General features: G+C 68.6%; 14 protein-coding genes and 1 pseudogene. 8 read left to right on the top strand and 7 right to left on the bottom strand.

Annotated elements, in window-relative coordinates:
- Positions 1 to 3: 3 nt before the first annotated feature.
- Positions 4 to 1,353: a formimidoylglutamate deiminase gene (locus ABIE51_RS06255; RefSeq protein WP_192630080.1), complete on the bottom strand. Its 1,350-nt coding sequence runs from the start codon at positions 1,351 to 1,353 to the stop codon at positions 4 to 6.
- 76 nt (positions 1,354 to 1,429) lie between these two features.
- On the opposite strand from ABIE51_RS06255, the gene hutI reads away from it, so the two are divergent.
- On the top strand, positions 1,430 to 2,656 hold the full coding sequence (hutI, locus tag ABIE51_RS06250; protein WP_192630079.1) for an imidazolonepropionase: 1,227 nt from the start codon (positions 1,430 to 1,432) through the stop codon (positions 2,654 to 2,656).
- Between the two features lie 32 nt (positions 2,657 to 2,688).
- On the top strand, positions 2,689 to 3,888 hold the full coding sequence (locus ABIE51_RS06245) for a dipeptidase (protein WP_192630078.1): 1,200 nt from the start codon (positions 2,689 to 2,691) through the stop codon (positions 3,886 to 3,888).
- Between the two features lie 91 nt (positions 3,889 to 3,979).
- On the opposite strand, the gene ABIE51_RS06240 is transcribed toward ABIE51_RS06245, so the two are convergent.
- Positions 3,980 to 4,171 carry a 30S ribosomal protein THX gene (locus tag ABIE51_RS06240; protein ID WP_115840953.1) on the bottom strand — a complete coding sequence of 64 codons (192 nt, stop codon included), beginning with the start codon at positions 4,169 to 4,171 and terminating at the stop codon, positions 3,980 to 3,982.
- Between the two features lie 234 nt (positions 4,172 to 4,405).
- Positions 4,406 to 4,816 (bottom strand): MerC domain-containing protein, encoded by a 411-nt coding sequence (locus ABIE51_RS06235; protein WP_192630077.1) that lies wholly within the window; start codon positions 4,814 to 4,816, stop codon positions 4,406 to 4,408.
- A gap of 79 nt (positions 4,817 to 4,895) precedes the next feature.
- Here ABIE51_RS06235 and ABIE51_RS06230 point away from each other — a divergent pair, with 79 nt between their 5' ends.
- The 5 genes from ABIE51_RS06230 to ABIE51_RS06210 all read left to right on the top strand — a co-directional run bounded on the left by ABIE51_RS06230 (position 4,896) and on the right by ABIE51_RS06210 (position 9,635).
- A complete protein-coding gene (locus ABIE51_RS06230) occupies positions 4,896 to 7,064 on the top strand; it encodes a TonB-dependent receptor (RefSeq protein WP_192630076.1) in 2,169 nt (722 codons plus the stop codon).
- An 86-nt stretch (positions 7,065 to 7,150) separates the two neighbouring features.
- The gene (locus ABIE51_RS06225) at positions 7,151 to 7,588 is read left to right on the top strand and encodes a MarR family winged helix-turn-helix transcriptional regulator (RefSeq protein WP_192630075.1); all 438 of its coding nucleotides are present in this window, start codon (positions 7,151 to 7,153) and stop codon (positions 7,586 to 7,588) included.
- The gene (locus ABIE51_RS06220; protein WP_192630074.1) at positions 7,585 to 8,847 is read left to right on the top strand and encodes an MFS transporter; all 1,263 of its coding nucleotides are present in this window, start codon (positions 7,585 to 7,587) and stop codon (positions 8,845 to 8,847) included. Before ABIE51_RS06225 ends, ABIE51_RS06220 begins: the two co-directional genes overlap by 4 nt.
- Complete coding sequence (locus tag ABIE51_RS06215) at positions 8,844 to 9,203, top strand: cupin domain-containing protein (protein WP_192630073.1); 360 nt, start codon at positions 8,844 to 8,846, stop codon at positions 9,201 to 9,203. Before ABIE51_RS06220 ends, ABIE51_RS06215 begins: the two co-directional genes overlap by 4 nt.
- Before the next feature lie 3 nt (positions 9,204 to 9,206).
- Positions 9,207 to 9,635 carry a hypothetical protein gene (locus tag ABIE51_RS06210; RefSeq protein WP_192630072.1) on the top strand — a complete coding sequence of 143 codons (429 nt, stop codon included), beginning with the start codon at positions 9,207 to 9,209 and terminating at the stop codon, positions 9,633 to 9,635.
- A 39-nt stretch (positions 9,636 to 9,674) separates the two neighbouring features.
- On the opposite strand, the gene ABIE51_RS06205 is transcribed toward ABIE51_RS06210, so the two are convergent.
- Both ABIE51_RS06205 and gltX read right to left on the bottom strand, forming a co-directional pair.
- Positions 9,675 to 10,166, bottom strand: coding sequence for a transcriptional repressor (locus ABIE51_RS06205; RefSeq protein WP_115840960.1), 492 nt, complete (start codon positions 10,164 to 10,166; stop codon positions 9,675 to 9,677).
- Positions 10,167 to 10,195: 29 nt separating this feature from the next.
- A pseudogene (gene gltX, locus ABIE51_RS06200) lies at positions 10,196 to 11,603 on the bottom strand (glutamate--tRNA ligase).
- Between the two features lie 90 nt (positions 11,604 to 11,693).
- Between gltX and lpxH the strand changes: the two are divergent.
- A complete protein-coding gene (gene lpxH / locus ABIE51_RS06195) occupies positions 11,694 to 12,434 on the top strand; it encodes a UDP-2,3-diacylglucosamine diphosphatase (RefSeq protein WP_192630070.1) in 741 nt (246 codons plus the stop codon).
- 197 nt (positions 12,435 to 12,631) lie between these two features.
- Here lpxH and ABIE51_RS06190 read toward each other — a convergent pair whose 3' ends face one another.
- Both ABIE51_RS06190 and ABIE51_RS06185 read right to left on the bottom strand, forming a co-directional pair.
- On the bottom strand, positions 12,632 to 13,462 hold the full coding sequence (locus tag ABIE51_RS06190) for a ferritin-like domain-containing protein (protein ID WP_502913327.1): 831 nt from the start codon (positions 13,460 to 13,462) through the stop codon (positions 12,632 to 12,634).
- A complete protein-coding gene (locus ABIE51_RS06185; protein ID WP_192630068.1) occupies positions 13,440 to 13,796 on the bottom strand; it encodes a ribonuclease E inhibitor RraB in 357 nt (118 codons plus the stop codon). Before ABIE51_RS06185 ends, ABIE51_RS06190 begins: the two co-directional genes overlap by 23 nt.
- Position 13,797 lies beyond the last annotated feature (1 nt).

Raw genomic sequence — 13,797 nt, 5'->3', positions numbered from 1 at the left:
GCGCTATTCGCGCATCAGCGCGACCATCGCCTCGCGATAACGCTGCGAGATCGCGGTGCGTTGCAGATGGTGGCCGTTCTCCACCACGCGCCGCCCGCCGACGTACACGTCGCGCACCAGCGGCCGGTTCCCGCTGAAGATCCAGCGATCGATCGCATCGTCTTGCGTCAGGCCGAACAGCGTCGGCGCATCCGTGTCGAGCACCACGGCATCGGCGTATTCGCCTGTCGCGAACGTGCCGATCGCGTGCCCGCTGGAGAAACGCGCGCTCTGCGCAACGTCGTGCAGCAGCGTTTCGCCGACGCTCGGCGAGTGCGGCCGCACGGCGATGTTGCGATGGCGCGTGAACAACCGCTGGCCGTATTCGAGCCAGCGCAGTTCCTCCACCGGCGACACGGAGATGTGCGAATCCGAACCAATGCCCCAACGGCCGCCGGCGTCGAGGTATTCGCGCAGCGGGAACAGGCCGTCGCCGAGGTTGGCTTCGGTCGTCGGACAGATCGCCACCGTCGCGCCGCTGCGCGCGATCCCCTGCGTTTCAGCGGGCGTCAGGTGCGTGGCGTGCACCAGCGTCCAGCGCGCGTCGACGCTCGCGTGGTCGAGCAGCCACTCCACCGGGCGCGCGTTGCGCAGCGCGAGGCTGTCCTGCACTTCGCCGACCTGCTCGGCGATGTGGATGTGCACCGGCATCGACGGCGGCAGCGCATCGAGCACGGCGCGCATTGCGTCCGGCGGCACGGCGCGCAGGCTGTGCAGCGCGCAGCCGACGTGCAGCGTCGGATCGGCGTCCTCGCAGAGCGTGTCGATCAGGCGCAGGTAGGCATCGACGTCGTGGCCGAAGCGGCGCTGGCGTTCGCCCAGCGCGCGTCCGTCGAAACCGCCGGTCATGTACAGCACCGGCAGCAGCGTGAGGCGGATGCCGGCGTCGCGCGCGGCGGCGATCAGCGCGCGCGACATCGCCGCCGGATCGTCGTACGGGCGGCCATCGGGCGCGTGATGCAGGTAATGGAACTCGCACACCGTCGTGTAGCCGGCTTCGAGCATCTCCGTGTAGAGCTGCGTCGCCACGGCCCGCAGCAGGTCGGGCGTGAAGCGCGCGGCGAAGCGGTACATCGTTTCGCGCCAGGTCCAGAAGGAGTCCGACGGGTTGGTCTGGCGTTCCGCCAGCCCGGCCATGGCGCGCTGGAACGCGTGCGAATGCAGGTTCGCCACGCCCGGCACGATCCAGCTGGCGCTGGCGGTCGGCTCGGCGGCCACCCGCGCGCGGATGCGCCCGTGGTCGTCGATGTCGAAGCCGGCGTCGGAATGCCAGCCGTCGGGAGTCCAGAGCATCTCGGCGTCGAGGGTCTTCATGCCGGCATTGTCGCCCGCATGGACGGTCGTGGCGATGGCCCCGCAGGGACGGTACAGGCCGCTAGAATCGACCCCCATGACCTCCAACGCGCATACGGCCTGGGACGGACTGATCCTCGGCGCTTCGCTCGCCACGCTCGATGCGCCCGCCGGTTACGCGGACATCCTCGACGGCGCGCTGGCGTGGAAGGACGGAACGCTGGCCTACGTCGGTCCACGCTCGGGCCTGCCCGACGCCCCCCAGCGCCTGGCGCGCGAAGTGATCGAGGCCAAGGGCTGGATCACGCCCGGCCTGGTCGACTGCCACACGCACCTGGTCTTCGCCGGCGATCGCGCGCGCGAGTTCGAGCTGCGCCTGCTCGGCGCCAGCTACGAGGACATCGCGCGTTCCGGCGGCGGCATCCTGTCGACCGTGCGCGCCACGCGCGCCGCGGACGAAGGCGAACTGCTGCGCCAGTCGCTGCCGCGTGCGCACGCGCTGATCAGCGACGGCGCGACCACGGTGGAGATCAAGTCCGGCTACGGCCTGGACTTCGATAACGAACGCAAGATGCTGCGCGTCGCGCGCCGGCTGGAACAGCTCGGCGTCGGCGTGCGCACGACCTACCTCGCCGCGCACGCGCTGCCGCCGGAATACGCCGGCCGCGCCGACGACTACATCGATGCGGCGATCGAATGGTTGCCGAAGCTGCATGCCGAAGGGCTCGTCGATGCGGTCGACGCGTTCTGCGAAGGCATCGGCTTCACGCCGGACCAGACGCGACGCATGTTCGAAGCCGCGCGTGCGCTCGGCCTGCCGGTGAAGCTGCACGCCGATCAGCTCAGCGACCTCGGCGGCGGCGCGCTCGCGGCGGCCTTCGACGGACTGTCGGCCGACCATGTCGAACACACCAGCGAGGACAGCGTGCGCGCGATGGCGCAGGCCGGCACCGTCGCGGTGCTGTTGCCGGGCGCCTTCCACGTGCTGCGCGAAACCGCGTTGCCGCCGCTGGAGGCGTTCCGCTCGCACGGCGTGCCGATGGCGGTGGCGACCGACTGCAATCCCGGCACCTCGCCGCTGCAATCGCTGCGCCATGCGATGCAGCTGGCGTGCACGCATTTCCGGCTCTCGCCCGAAGAAGCGCTGCGCGGTGCGACGGTGAACGCCGCACGCGCACTGGGCCTGCACGATCGCGGCGTGTTGCGCGTAGGGGCGCGCGCCGACTTCGTGTTGTGGAACATCCAGCATCCGGCCGAACTTTGTTACTGGCTCGGCGGCCGCCTCGCGCAGGCCGTGCATGCCGGCGGCCATCGCGTCACCTGATCCGATTCGACGAATACAACCGGGGAGAAAACATGCGCTTGCGTTACGCCGTTCTGGGCCTGTCGCTGTCGATGGGCGCCACCTCCGCATCCGCCGCGACCGACGCGGCGCGCAAACTCGCGCAGGACGCGATTGTCGTCGACACGCACATCGACGCGCCCAGCGAACTGCTTTCGCACTGGGACGACCTGGGCGTGTCCGCGCCGACGAAGGAGTTCGACTACCCGCGCGCGCGTGAAGGCGGCCTGGGCGTCGCCTTCATGTCGATCTACACCTCGCCCGAAGAGGACGCCGCCGGCACCGCGTGGCAGACGGCGAACACGCAGATCGACGCGGTCGAAGCGATGGTCGGCCGCCATCCGGACAAGTTCGCGATCCTGCGTTCGCCCGGCGACGTCGAGAAGCTGCGCAAGGGTGGCCGCGTGCTGCTGACGCCGGGCATGGAGAACGGCGCGCCGATCGGCGACGACCTGTCGAAGCTCGCGGGTTTCCACGCGCGCGGCGTGCGCTACATCACCCTCGCCCACAGCGCGAACAACCGCATCGCCGATTCTTCCTACGCGCAGAAGAAGAAGTGGGGCGGCCTGAGCCCGTTCGGCGAGCAGGTCGTTGCTGAAATGAACCGTCTGGGCATCATGGTCGACGTGTCGCATATCTCCGACGACGCCATCCGCGACGTGCTGCGCATCACCGACGTGCCGGTGATCGCCAGCCATTCGGGCATGCGCCATTTCACGCCGGGCTTCGAACGCAACATCAGCGACGAGCTGGCGCTGGCGGTGGCGAAGGAAGGCGGCGTGGTGCAGCTGGTGTTCGGCACGGGCTTCGTCAGCGCGAAGGCCGCGTCCGACATGCAGGCCTTCTTCGCCGCGGAGGCCGCGCTCGAGGAGGAGAACGCGAAGCTCGCCGGCGCCGGCAAGCCGCAGAAGTCGAAGGACGAATTCGAGAAGGCGTGGAAGGACGCGCATCCGGTGCCGGTGGTGCACATCGACGCGGTGCTGGACCAGATCGACTACGCGGTGAAGCTGCTCGGCGTGGACCACGTCGGCATCGGGTCGGACTTCGATGGCGTGAGCGGCAACCTGCCGGTGGAGCTGCGTTCGGTGGCCGACTATCCGAACCTGGTGGAAGGCCTGCAGAAGCGGGGGCATTCGGACGCGGACATCCGCAAGATCCTGGGCGGCAACCTGCTGCGCGTCTGGGGCGAAGTGGAGAAGGCGGCCAGGCGCTGATGCCCTTCTTCATTCCGCAGAAAAACAAAAGCCCCGCCAAGGCGGGGCTTTCTGCTTTCGGACCCGAGGTCCGGAGCGGGCGCCGGGGCGCTTACTCCTTGGAAGCGGCCTTCTTCACCGCGACCTTCTTGGCGGCCGGGGCCTTGGCCACGGTCTTGGTCGCCTTCTTCGCGACCGGGGCGGCGGCGGTGCCGGCGGCCTTGGTCGTGGCCTTGCTGCGGGCGTTGCCGTAGCTGGAGTTGTAACGCTTGCCCTTGGCAGTCTTGCGGTCGCCCTTGCCCATGATGTGCTCCTGAAACTGTTCAGATCCGCACCGGGGTGCGGGGTTACGTAGATCGCGTTCGCGCGAGGTCGCGAAGTCTAGCACGGGCGCCGGGCCCTCTAGCCTTCTGAGCTCAAGCCCCCTGGTAAGGGGGTGCCCGGCAGGGCGGGGATCGGAAGACCGGGTCGCCTCTGGCCCGCAAACTTGCGCAGCAAGTTTCGGGATCGATCGGATGCGCAGCATCCGGTCGACGCGCTAATGCGCGCAGGAGGCGTCGTGCACGTGCAGATGGTTCAGCCGCAGGTTCGCCAGGTGCGCCAGCCCGACCAGCGTGCCGCCGAAGGTCATCGCGACCGCATGCGGGATCACGCTCTGGTGCAGCGGCTGGTACAGCACGCCGAACCACAGGATGGCCAGGCCCGGAACCATCAGCGAAAGCGCCTGCACCGCGTGGTGGCGCCGGTAGCCCCAGGCCACGCTGAACAACCCGAGCGCGGTGGCGAAGAGCACGAAGCCCTCTTCGAAGCCCGAGCCCAGCCACGCGGCGACGCCCAGCGAGGGCAGCACGGCGATCACCAGCGGAAGCAGCGCGCAGTGGATCGCGCACAGCAGCGAGCCGGTGGCACCGATGCGATCGAGCAGGCTGCGGGGACGAATGGGGGGCATGACTTTCGGGAGGGTGGTCGATGCGACTTCGTTATAATATAACATTACGCAACTTCAGCCACCTACTTTACCCCCACCGATGTCAAAGCGCCTGCTGAATCGCCGCCTCCCGCTCGTCCTCGCCCTCGCCGCGGCCCTTCCCCTGGCCGCGCAGGCCGACGACCAGGGCCATGACCACCAGCCCAAGGACCTGAGCGGCGTCGAAGTGAAGGCGACCCCGCTGGTCGGCACCGCCGAGGACCTTGTCCGTCCGGTCGACGTCCTGGCCGGCGAGAAGCTCGATCGGGTCAAGTCGAACTCCCTCGGCGAGACCGTCGGGAAACTTCCCGGCGTGCAGTCGTCCTACTTCGGTCCCGGCGTCGGCCGACCGATCGTCCGCGGTTTCGACGGCGCGCGCGTGCAGGTGCTGAGCGACGGCCTGGGTTCGGGCGACGTCTCCACCGTCAGCGTGGACCACGCGGTCAGCATCGAGCCGTTCCTGGCCGACCAGATCGAAGTCCTCAAGGGCCCGGCCACCCTGCTCTACGGCAGCGGCGCGATCGGCGGCGCGGTGAACGTCATCGACGGCCGCATCCCCGAAGCGGTCACCGACGAACCCCTGCAGGGTCGCGCCGAACTGCGCGGCAACACGGTCAACGACGAGCGCACCGGCATGTTCCGCATGGACGGTACGTCCGCGTCGGGCAACTTCGTCTTCCACGCTGACGCGCTGCATCGCGAGACCGGCGACTACGACATCCCCGGCTATCCCGAAAGTCGTCGCCTGATGGAAGAGGAAGGCGAAACGCCGGATCCGGCCACCAAAGGGACGCTGCCCAACAGCTTCGTGCGCACCGACAGCGGCGCACTGGGCGTGAGCTGGATCGGCGATCGCGGCTTCCTCGGCGTGGGCGCGAGCCTGTTCGACACGCGCTACGGCGTGCCCGCCGGCGCGCACGAGCACGGCGACGACCACGCGCACGAAGGCGAGGAAGAAGAAGCGCACGAAGAAGAAGGCCCCGTCACCATCGGCATGACGCAGCATCGCTACGAGGTGCGCGGCGGGCTCGACGATTTCGGCGCGTTCAAGTCGCTGCGTGCGAAGGTCGCGCGCACCGAATACACGCACACCGAATACGAGGGTGAGGAAACCGGCACCGTCTTCGACAACACCAGCACCGAGGCACGCGTGGAACTCGTGCACAAGCCGCTGTTCGGCTGGGACGGCGCGGTCGGCGTGCAATGGGGCAAGCGCGATTTCGAGGCGATCGGCGAGGAGGCCTTCGTGCCGGCCTCGAAGGGTAATGACGCCGGCCTCTTCTGGCTGGGGCAGCGCGACTTCGGCCCGGTGAAGACCGAAGTCGGCGCGCGCGTCGATCGCAACAAGATCGACGTCAACGAAGCCGAAGCGATTGGTCCGGATCGCGATTTCCACACCACCAGCCTGTCGGCGGCATTCAAGTGGGATATCAACGAGGCCTACCACCTCTCCTTCGGCCTGGACCGCGCACAGCGCGCGCCTACCGCCGAAGAGCTGTATTCCAACGGCGTGCACGTGGCGACCAGCAGCGTCGAACTCGGCTCGCCGCTGATGGACGAGGAAACCGCCAATCGTGCGGAAATCGGCCTGCACTGGCACGGCGGTCCGTTCAAGGCGAGCGCGTCGATCTACCACGTGAAGTACGACGACTTCATCTACCTGGCCGACACCGGCGTGGTCGAGGACGGAAATCCCGTGCGCCTGTGGACGCAGGACGACGCGCGCTTCAACGGCGCCGAGGCGGAAGTGAACTGGAACTTCGCCGACAACGACAGCGGCCTGTGGAACCTGCGCGTGTTCGGCGACATGGTGCGCGCCGAACTTACCGGCAGCGGTACGCGCGAAGTCGCCTTCGCGGTGCCGCATGGCGATCACTCGCACGACTACACGGCAGAACTCGCCCGCGGCGGCAACCTGCCGCGCATCGCGCCGCACCGCGTCGGTGGCGAAGTGAGCTGGGAACTGGGCAACTGGCGCGCCTCGCTCGGTGCGACGCGCTACGCGAAGCAGGACGACGTCGCCACGTACGAAACCCCGACGCCGGGTTACACGCTGGTCGACGGGCACGTCGCATGGCACCAGGACACGGCACACGGCAACGCGTGGGAAGTGTTCCTCGACGGCAGCAACCTGCTGGACGAAGAAGCGCGCGTGCACACGTCCTTCCTCAAGGACGTCGCACCGTTGCCGGGCCGCGGCGTGGCCTTCGGGGTGCGCGCGTTCTTCTGACACGCTGAATCGGCTCCGGGCCACTGGAAAGCGCCGCCTCACCCGCGGCGCTTTTCTTTTCCGGAAATAGGTGTATATACACACTTATGTCCGACACCGCCCTCCCCGCCAGCCTTTGCACCTGCTTCCGGTTGCGCAAGCTTTCGCGCCTGGTCACGCAGCGCTACGACCGCGAACTCGCCGCGGCAGGCCTCAACCTCAACCAGTATTCGATCCTGCGTCGCGCCGCGCGCACGCCGCAGACGGTCGGGGCCCTGGCGCGCGAAATCGGCATGGACCGCACGACGCTCAGCCGCGATCTCAAGCCCCTCGCTGCCGCGGGCTGGATCGAACTGGCCAGCAGCGAGGACGACGCACGCGCGAAGCTCGTGCGCGTCAAACCCGCGGGCAAGCGCGTGCTCGAACGCGCGCAGCCGCTGTGGCGCAAGGCGCAGGACGAGATCGACGCGCGACTCGGCGCCGCCGGCGTGAATGCGCTGCACACCCACCTCGATCGCGCGATGGCGCGGATGGAACTGGAATGACCACCCCGCTTTCCGCCGACGCGCCCCACCCCGCGACGCGCTACTGGCCGCTGGTGCTCGCCGCCACGGCGATGCTGATGATCACCATGGGCGTACGCCAGTCGATGGGCCTGTTCGTCGCGCCGATCGGCCAGAGCACCGGCCTCACCGTCGCGCAGATCAGCTTCGCCCTGGCGATCGGGCAGTTCGTCTGGGGGGCCGTGCAGCCGGTGTTCGGCGCGATTGCCGACCAGCGGGGGCCCGGACGCGTGCTCGTCTTCGGCGGACTGCTGCTCGCGGCCGGCATGGCGCTGGCGCCTGCGCTTGCGTCCGAATGGGGCCTGCTGCTGACGCTCGGCGTGCTGAGCGCGGCAGGCGCCGGCGCCGGGAGTTTTTCGATCCTCATCGGCGCCACCGCGCAGCACATGCCGGCCGAAAAGCGCTCGATGGCCGCGGGCGTGATCAACGCGGGCGGATCGTTCGGCCAGTTCCTGTTCGCGCCGCTGGTGCAGGCGGTGATCAGCGTCGCCGGATGGGGCGTCGCGATGTTCACCCTCGCCGCCTCTGCGCTGGCGACGCTGCCGCTCGCCTGGCCGCTGCGTCGACGTGCGGCCAGCACCCCGCAGACGGCTGCGAATGCGACGCCGACACCCGGCATCGGCCTGCGTGAGCAACTGCGCATCGCCGTGCGCGATCGCAGCTACTGGATGCTGCACCTGGGCTTTTTCACCTGCGGTGTGCACATCGCGTTCCTCGTGACGCACCTGCCGGGCGAGATCGCGCTGTGCGGATTGCCCGCCAGCGTGTCGGCCGTGTCGCTGGCGCTGATCGGCCTGTTCAACGTCGCCGGCAGCCTGGGCGCCGGCTGGCTCGGGCAGCGCTTCCGCATGAAGTACCTGCTTGCGGCGATGTACGCGAGCCGCGCGGTGCTGATCGCGATCTATCTCATCTCGCCGCCCACGCCGTTGACGTTCTTCCTGTTCTCCGCAGCGCTGGGCCTGACCTGGCTCGCGACGGTGCCGCCGACGGCCGGCCTAGTCGGCAAGCTGTTCGGGCCGCGCTATCTCGGCACGCTGTTCGGCCTCACCCTGCTCTCGCACCAGCTCGGCGGCTTCTTTGGCGCGTGGGTCGGCGGCCTGGTGCTGGAGCGCTTCGGCGACTACAGCTGGATGTGGTACGCCGACATGGCGCTCGCGCTCATCGCCGCCGCCGCCAACCTCCCCATCCGCGAATCCGCGTCGGCGCCGATTCGCGCACAAACGCAGGCGCAGCCGACATGACAACGCACGTTCCGATCAACCTGGCCGCGAAACTCGCCACGTTCGACGAGCACTGGCAGCCGCGCACCGTGGCCACCTTCAACGGCCACGACATCATGGTGGTGAAGGTGAAGGGCGAATTCGTCTGGCATTCGCACGCGGACAGCGACGACCTGTTCCTCGTGCTGCACGGGCGCATCCGCATCGAACTGCGCGACGGCGCCGTCGAACTCGGCCCGGGCGAGCTGTTCGTCGTTCCGCGCGGCGAGGAGCATCGCCCGGTGGCGATCGACGAGGCGCACCTGATGCTGATCGAGCCCACCGGGACGCCGAATACCGGCGATGCGACGACCGCGGCGCAGCGTCGGGTGATCTGAGCGGTGCGCCGCCTATCACTCGCGAATACCTCAAGCAATGCGATTTTTTCTCAGTCGTTTTATCTGCTGCTGGCTGAGACTTTTTCGCAGAATGCGGCTGCGGCGCTGTGCCGCGCTTCAGGGGATTCGAAGATGAGAGCCGTCATTTCCCTTTCCATCGCCGCGACGTTACTGGCCGCGGGCCAGTCCGCGCATGCGCAATCGAGCACGGGCGTCCTGCGGTTCAAGGGCGCACTCGTCGGCTCCACCGGCAGTCCGCCGCCGGGCTCCCGGGTCGCAGCAGGAAATGAAGCACCGCGCACCTCGACGGAGCAGACGCTCGACATTCCCGCGTCCACGCACGCGGAGCTGCTGGACTACTTCGTTGCCACGCGACGCGAAGCCGGAATCGAGGCGCGCGAACTGAAACTGTTCACGCGCACGTATCTCTAGGTTCGAAGCGCCGCGGCCAGGCCGTCGCGGCGCAGAGCATCAGGCCGCGTCGGCCCTGGCGCAGGCCGCGCAGACGCCGTGCACTTCCAGCGTCTGCGCCTGCGGGGTGAATCCGAGCTCGCGCGCGCGGCGATCGAGCGTGTCGACGATGCGCTCGTCTTCCAGTTCCGTCGCGGACTGGCAGCGGTCGCAGATGAGGAACGGCACGGCGTGCTGCGCGGAGCCCGGGTGATGGCAGCCGACGAAGGCGTTGATCGACGCAAGCTTGTGGATGAAGCCGTGTTCGAGCAGGAAATCCAGCGCGCGATACACCGTCGGCGGCGCCGCGGCATCGTGCGTGGCCTTCATCTGGTCGAGCAGTTCGTACGCCTTCACCGGGCGGCCGGCGTCGGCGATCAGGCGCAGCGCGTGGGCACGGATCGGCGTCAGGCGCAGGCCGCGCGCTTCGCACGCACGCTCGACCTCGAGCACGAAGGCGTCGCCATCGTGCACGTGGTGCGTCGGGTCGGTGCAGGCGTGGTCGTGGCTCATGGCGCGGCCCGTGTCGGGATACTCAGGATTTAGGCGCCGGCCGGCACTTTTGCAAGGGCCGCGTCGATGCGCGCCAGCGCCTCGGCCTGCCCCGCCAGGTACACGGTGTGCGAGATGTCCGGCGACACCTGCGTGCCGGTGATCGCCACGCGCATCGGCTGCGCCACCTTGCCCATGCCGATGCCCAGCGCCTCGGCGGAGGCGTGCAGCGCCTGCGAGACCGCATCGGCGCTCCACTGCGGCAGCGCGGCCAGGCGCTCGCGCGCATCGGCCAGCGGCGCACGGGCGGCGGCAGTCAGGTGCTTGGCGACCGCCGCGTCGTCGTACTGCGTGAGCGGGCCAAACCAGACGGCCGCGCGCTCGGCCATTTCCTTCAGCGTCTGCACGCGATCGCGCAGCGCGATCACGATGTCGGCCGGCGCGGGGCCCTTCGCAGTGTCGAGCCCCTGCGCGTGCAGGTGCCATTCCAGGTGCTTGGCGACGTCGTTCGGATCGTCGTTCTTCAGGTATTGCTGGTTGAGCCAGCCGAGCTTCGCCGGATCCATGCGCGAGGCCTTGGCGTTCACGTCCTTCAGGTCGAACAGCTCGGTCATCTGCGCGATGGAGAAGATCTTCCTGGTCGCCATGCGACCAGCCCAGGCGCACGAGGTAGTTCAGCAGCGCGTGCGGCAGGTAACCCATCTCGCGGTACTGCATGACGTCGGCCGCGCCGGTGCGCTTGGACAGCTTGGCGCCTTCGGGGTCCAGGATCATCGGCAGGTGCGCGAAATGCGGCACGGTGGCGCCGAGCGCACGGTAGATGTTGATCTGCCGCGGCGTGTTGTTGACGTGGTCGTCGCCGCGCACGACGTCGGTGATGCCCATGTCCAGGTCGTCGACGACCACGGCGAAGTTGTAGGTCGGGTAACTGTCGGAGCGGAAGATCACCAGGTCGTCCAGCTCGCTGTTGGCGAACTCGATCGTGCCCTTGACCTTGTCGTCCCAGCTCACCACGCCGTCGACGGGGTTCTTGAAACGGATCACGCGGTTCGGATCGTCGCGGAAGCCCTCGTTGCGATCGCGATACGCGCCGTTGTAGCGCGGCTTGTCGCCGGCGGCCATGGCCTTCTCGCGCATGGCTTCGAGTTCTTCCTTCGTCTCGTAGGCGTAGTACGCGGTGCCGGCGGCGACCATCTGCTCGGCGACCGCGCGGTAACGCTCCAGGCGCTGCGTCTGGTAGATCGGGCCTTCGTCGTAGGACAGGCCCAGCCACTCCATCGCCTGCAGGATCGCGTCGATGGCCGCCTGCGTGCTGCGTTCGCGATCGGTGTCCTCGATGCGCAGGACGAACTCGCCGCCGCGACGGCGCGCCTCCAGCCAGCAGTACAGCGCCGTGCGGGCGCCGCCGATGTGCAGGTAGCCGGTGGGACTGGGGGCGAAACGGGTGCGGCAGCTCATGCGGGCGACTCGGAACGGCGGAAACGGGCGATTTTACCGGAGCGGGCGCGATGCGGCCGGATCCGGCGCGCAAGGCCCTAGAATCCCCCCATGGCAACCCTTTTCATCTCCGACCTCCATCTCGACGCCGAGCGTCCCCGGATCACCGAACTGTTCGGCCAGTTCATCCGCGCCGAGGCGCGCCACGCGGACGCGCTGTACATCCTGGGCGACCTGTTCGAAGCGTGGGTGGGCGACGACGATCCGTCCGAAACGGGCGCGTTCGTGGCGAGCGAGCTGCACGCGCTGCAGGCTTCGGGCGTGCCGGTGTACTTCATCCGCGGCAACCGCGATTTCCTGGTCGGAGAGGACTTCGCCCGTCGCGCCGGCATGCGCATCCTGCCCGATCCGTCGGTCGTGATGCTCTACGGCGAACCCACGCTGATCATGCATGGCGACACGCTGTGCACCGACGATCTGGCCTACCAGCAGTTCCGCGCGCAGACGCGCGATCCGAAGTGGCAGGCGCAGTTCCTCGCCCAGCCGCTGCCGGCGCGCATCGCGTTCGCGCAGCAGGCCCGCGCGGCGAGCCGTGCGCACCAGAGCGGTCTGAAGCAGCAGGGCACGATGGAAACGATCACCGACGTGTCGCCGCAGACGGTGGACAGCACGTTCGGCCGCTACGGCGTGGAGCGCATCGTCCACGGCCACACGCATCGCCCGGCCGTGCATGAACTCATGGTCGAAGGCCGCCCGTGCGAGCGCATCGTGCTCGGCGACTGGTACGACCACGGCTCGGTGCTGCGCGTGACGCGCAAGGGGTTCGAGTTGTGCGGGTTGTCGATGCCGTGAGGCCCCTCTCCCTGCGGGAGAGGGGTTGGGGTGAGGGGCAACGAAGCGGGAGCATCGAGCTGGCATTGCTGCACAGCACTGCGATGTTCGTGCAGCAATGGATTCCAGCTTTCGCTCTGGAATGACGCGCGTCTGAAGGTTTGACGGCCTGGGTCCCGGCTTTCGCCGGGATGACGGGTTGGTGAGTCAGCGGCTGCTTAACCCGCCAGCTTTTCCAGCGCCTCCAGCTCCTCCGGCCCGAATCCCGCCGCGCTGCGCGCCTCGTGGTTGAACGGGCCGTACAGCACGGCGCGTGCGTACTCGGCCAGCAGTTCGCGGAAACGCGGCACGGGATCGACGCCGGCACGCTCGCAATACCAGCGATACCAGCGCGAACCGGCGGCGACGTGCGCCACTTCCTCGCGCAGGATGGTCTCCAGGATCGCGACCGTCGCTTCATCGCCCATCGCGCGCAGCTTCACGATCATCCCCGGCGTGACATCGAGCCCGCGCGCTTCCAGCACGCGCGGCACCAGCGCCATGCGCTCGAGGCCGTCGTGCGCGGTCTTCTCGGCCATTTCCCACAGGCCGTTGTGCGCGTCGAAATCGCCGTAGTCATGGCCGAACTCGCGCAGGCGCGCGCGCAGCAGGTTGAAGTGCCGCGCCTCATCGTTCGCGACGCCCACCCAGTCGGCATAGAACTCGCGCGGCATCCCGCGAAACCGGTACGCGGCGTCCCACGCAAGATCGATCGCATTGAACTCGATGTGCGCGATCGCGTGGATGAACGCGGCGCGTCCCTCGTTGCTGCCGAAGCCGCGTCGCGGCAGGTCGCGTGGATGCACGAGCAGCGGACGTTCCGGACGTCCCGGCATGCGGATCGGCTCGGGTGCCGGCGCGTCGTCGGGAATCTTCAGTTCGCCGCGCGAAAACGCTTCGGCGGCGGCGAAGGTGGCCGCGATCTTCGCCTCCGGCGTGGCCGCGTCGAGGCAGGCACGCGCGGCGTCGAACAGCGAAGCGGACACGTCAGTGCGCGGTCGTGGCCGGATCGCAGCCCCAGCCGTCCGGATAGCCGCGATATTGCGCCGCCAGTTCGGTCAGTTCGGCTTCCAGCGCGGTGATCACCTTGTGCTGCGGCGCCATCACGCGCGTGGCCGTGACTTCCCAGATGCCGTCGTCGTCGTCGAAATCCGGGCCTTCGACCGCGAGCTCCGGTCGCGCCGCCGCGGCGGCGAAGAAGTCCTGCGCGTCCGACTCTTCCGCGAAAACGTGGAAGAAGTCGATGGGCCGCGCGAGCGTCAGGTCGTCGCCGTCGTCGAGCATGCGACGCAGCACGTCGCCGTTCTCGTCGTCGGGAATCATCGCCCGCTGCAGTTCGCGCACG

This window comes from Lysobacter sp. OAE881 (assembly GCF_040546665.1).
GTDB classification, from domain to species: Bacteria; Pseudomonadota; Gammaproteobacteria; order Xanthomonadales; family Xanthomonadaceae; genus Lysobacter_J; species Lysobacter_J soli.
This window is presented reverse-complemented; position numbering and strand designations above follow the sequence as displayed.

Bases quoted from the DNA above. Each gene is read 5' to 3' on its own strand.
- ABIE51_RS06255 (WP_192630080.1), bottom strand. From the start codon at position 1,353: ATGAAGACCCTCGACGCCGAGATGCTCTGGACTCCCGACGGCTGGCAT.
- hutI (WP_192630079.1), top strand. From the start codon at position 1,430: ATGACCTCCAACGCGCATACGGCCTGGGACGGACTGATCCTCGGCGCT.
- ABIE51_RS06245 (WP_192630078.1), top strand. From the start codon at position 2,689: ATGCGCTTGCGTTACGCCGTTCTGGGCCTGTCGCTGTCGATGGGCGCC.
- ABIE51_RS06240 (WP_115840953.1), bottom strand. From the start codon at position 4,171: ATGGGCAAGGGCGACCGCAAGACTGCCAAGGGCAAGCGTTACAACTCC.
- ABIE51_RS06235 (WP_192630077.1), bottom strand. From the start codon at position 4,816: ATGCCCCCCATTCGTCCCCGCAGCCTGCTCGATCGCATCGGTGCCACC.
- ABIE51_RS06230 (WP_192630076.1), top strand. From the start codon at position 4,896: ATGTCAAAGCGCCTGCTGAATCGCCGCCTCCCGCTCGTCCTCGCCCTC.
- ABIE51_RS06225 (WP_192630075.1), top strand. From the start codon at position 7,151: ATGTCCGACACCGCCCTCCCCGCCAGCCTTTGCACCTGCTTCCGGTTG.
- ABIE51_RS06220 (WP_192630074.1), top strand. From the start codon at position 7,585: ATGACCACCCCGCTTTCCGCCGACGCGCCCCACCCCGCGACGCGCTAC.
- ABIE51_RS06215 (WP_192630073.1), top strand. From the start codon at position 8,844: ATGACAACGCACGTTCCGATCAACCTGGCCGCGAAACTCGCCACGTTC.
- ABIE51_RS06205 (WP_115840960.1), bottom strand. From the start codon at position 10,166: ATGAGCCACGACCACGCCTGCACCGACCCGACGCACCACGTGCACGAT.
- lpxH (WP_192630070.1), top strand. From the start codon at position 11,694: ATGGCAACCCTTTTCATCTCCGACCTCCATCTCGACGCCGAGCGTCCC.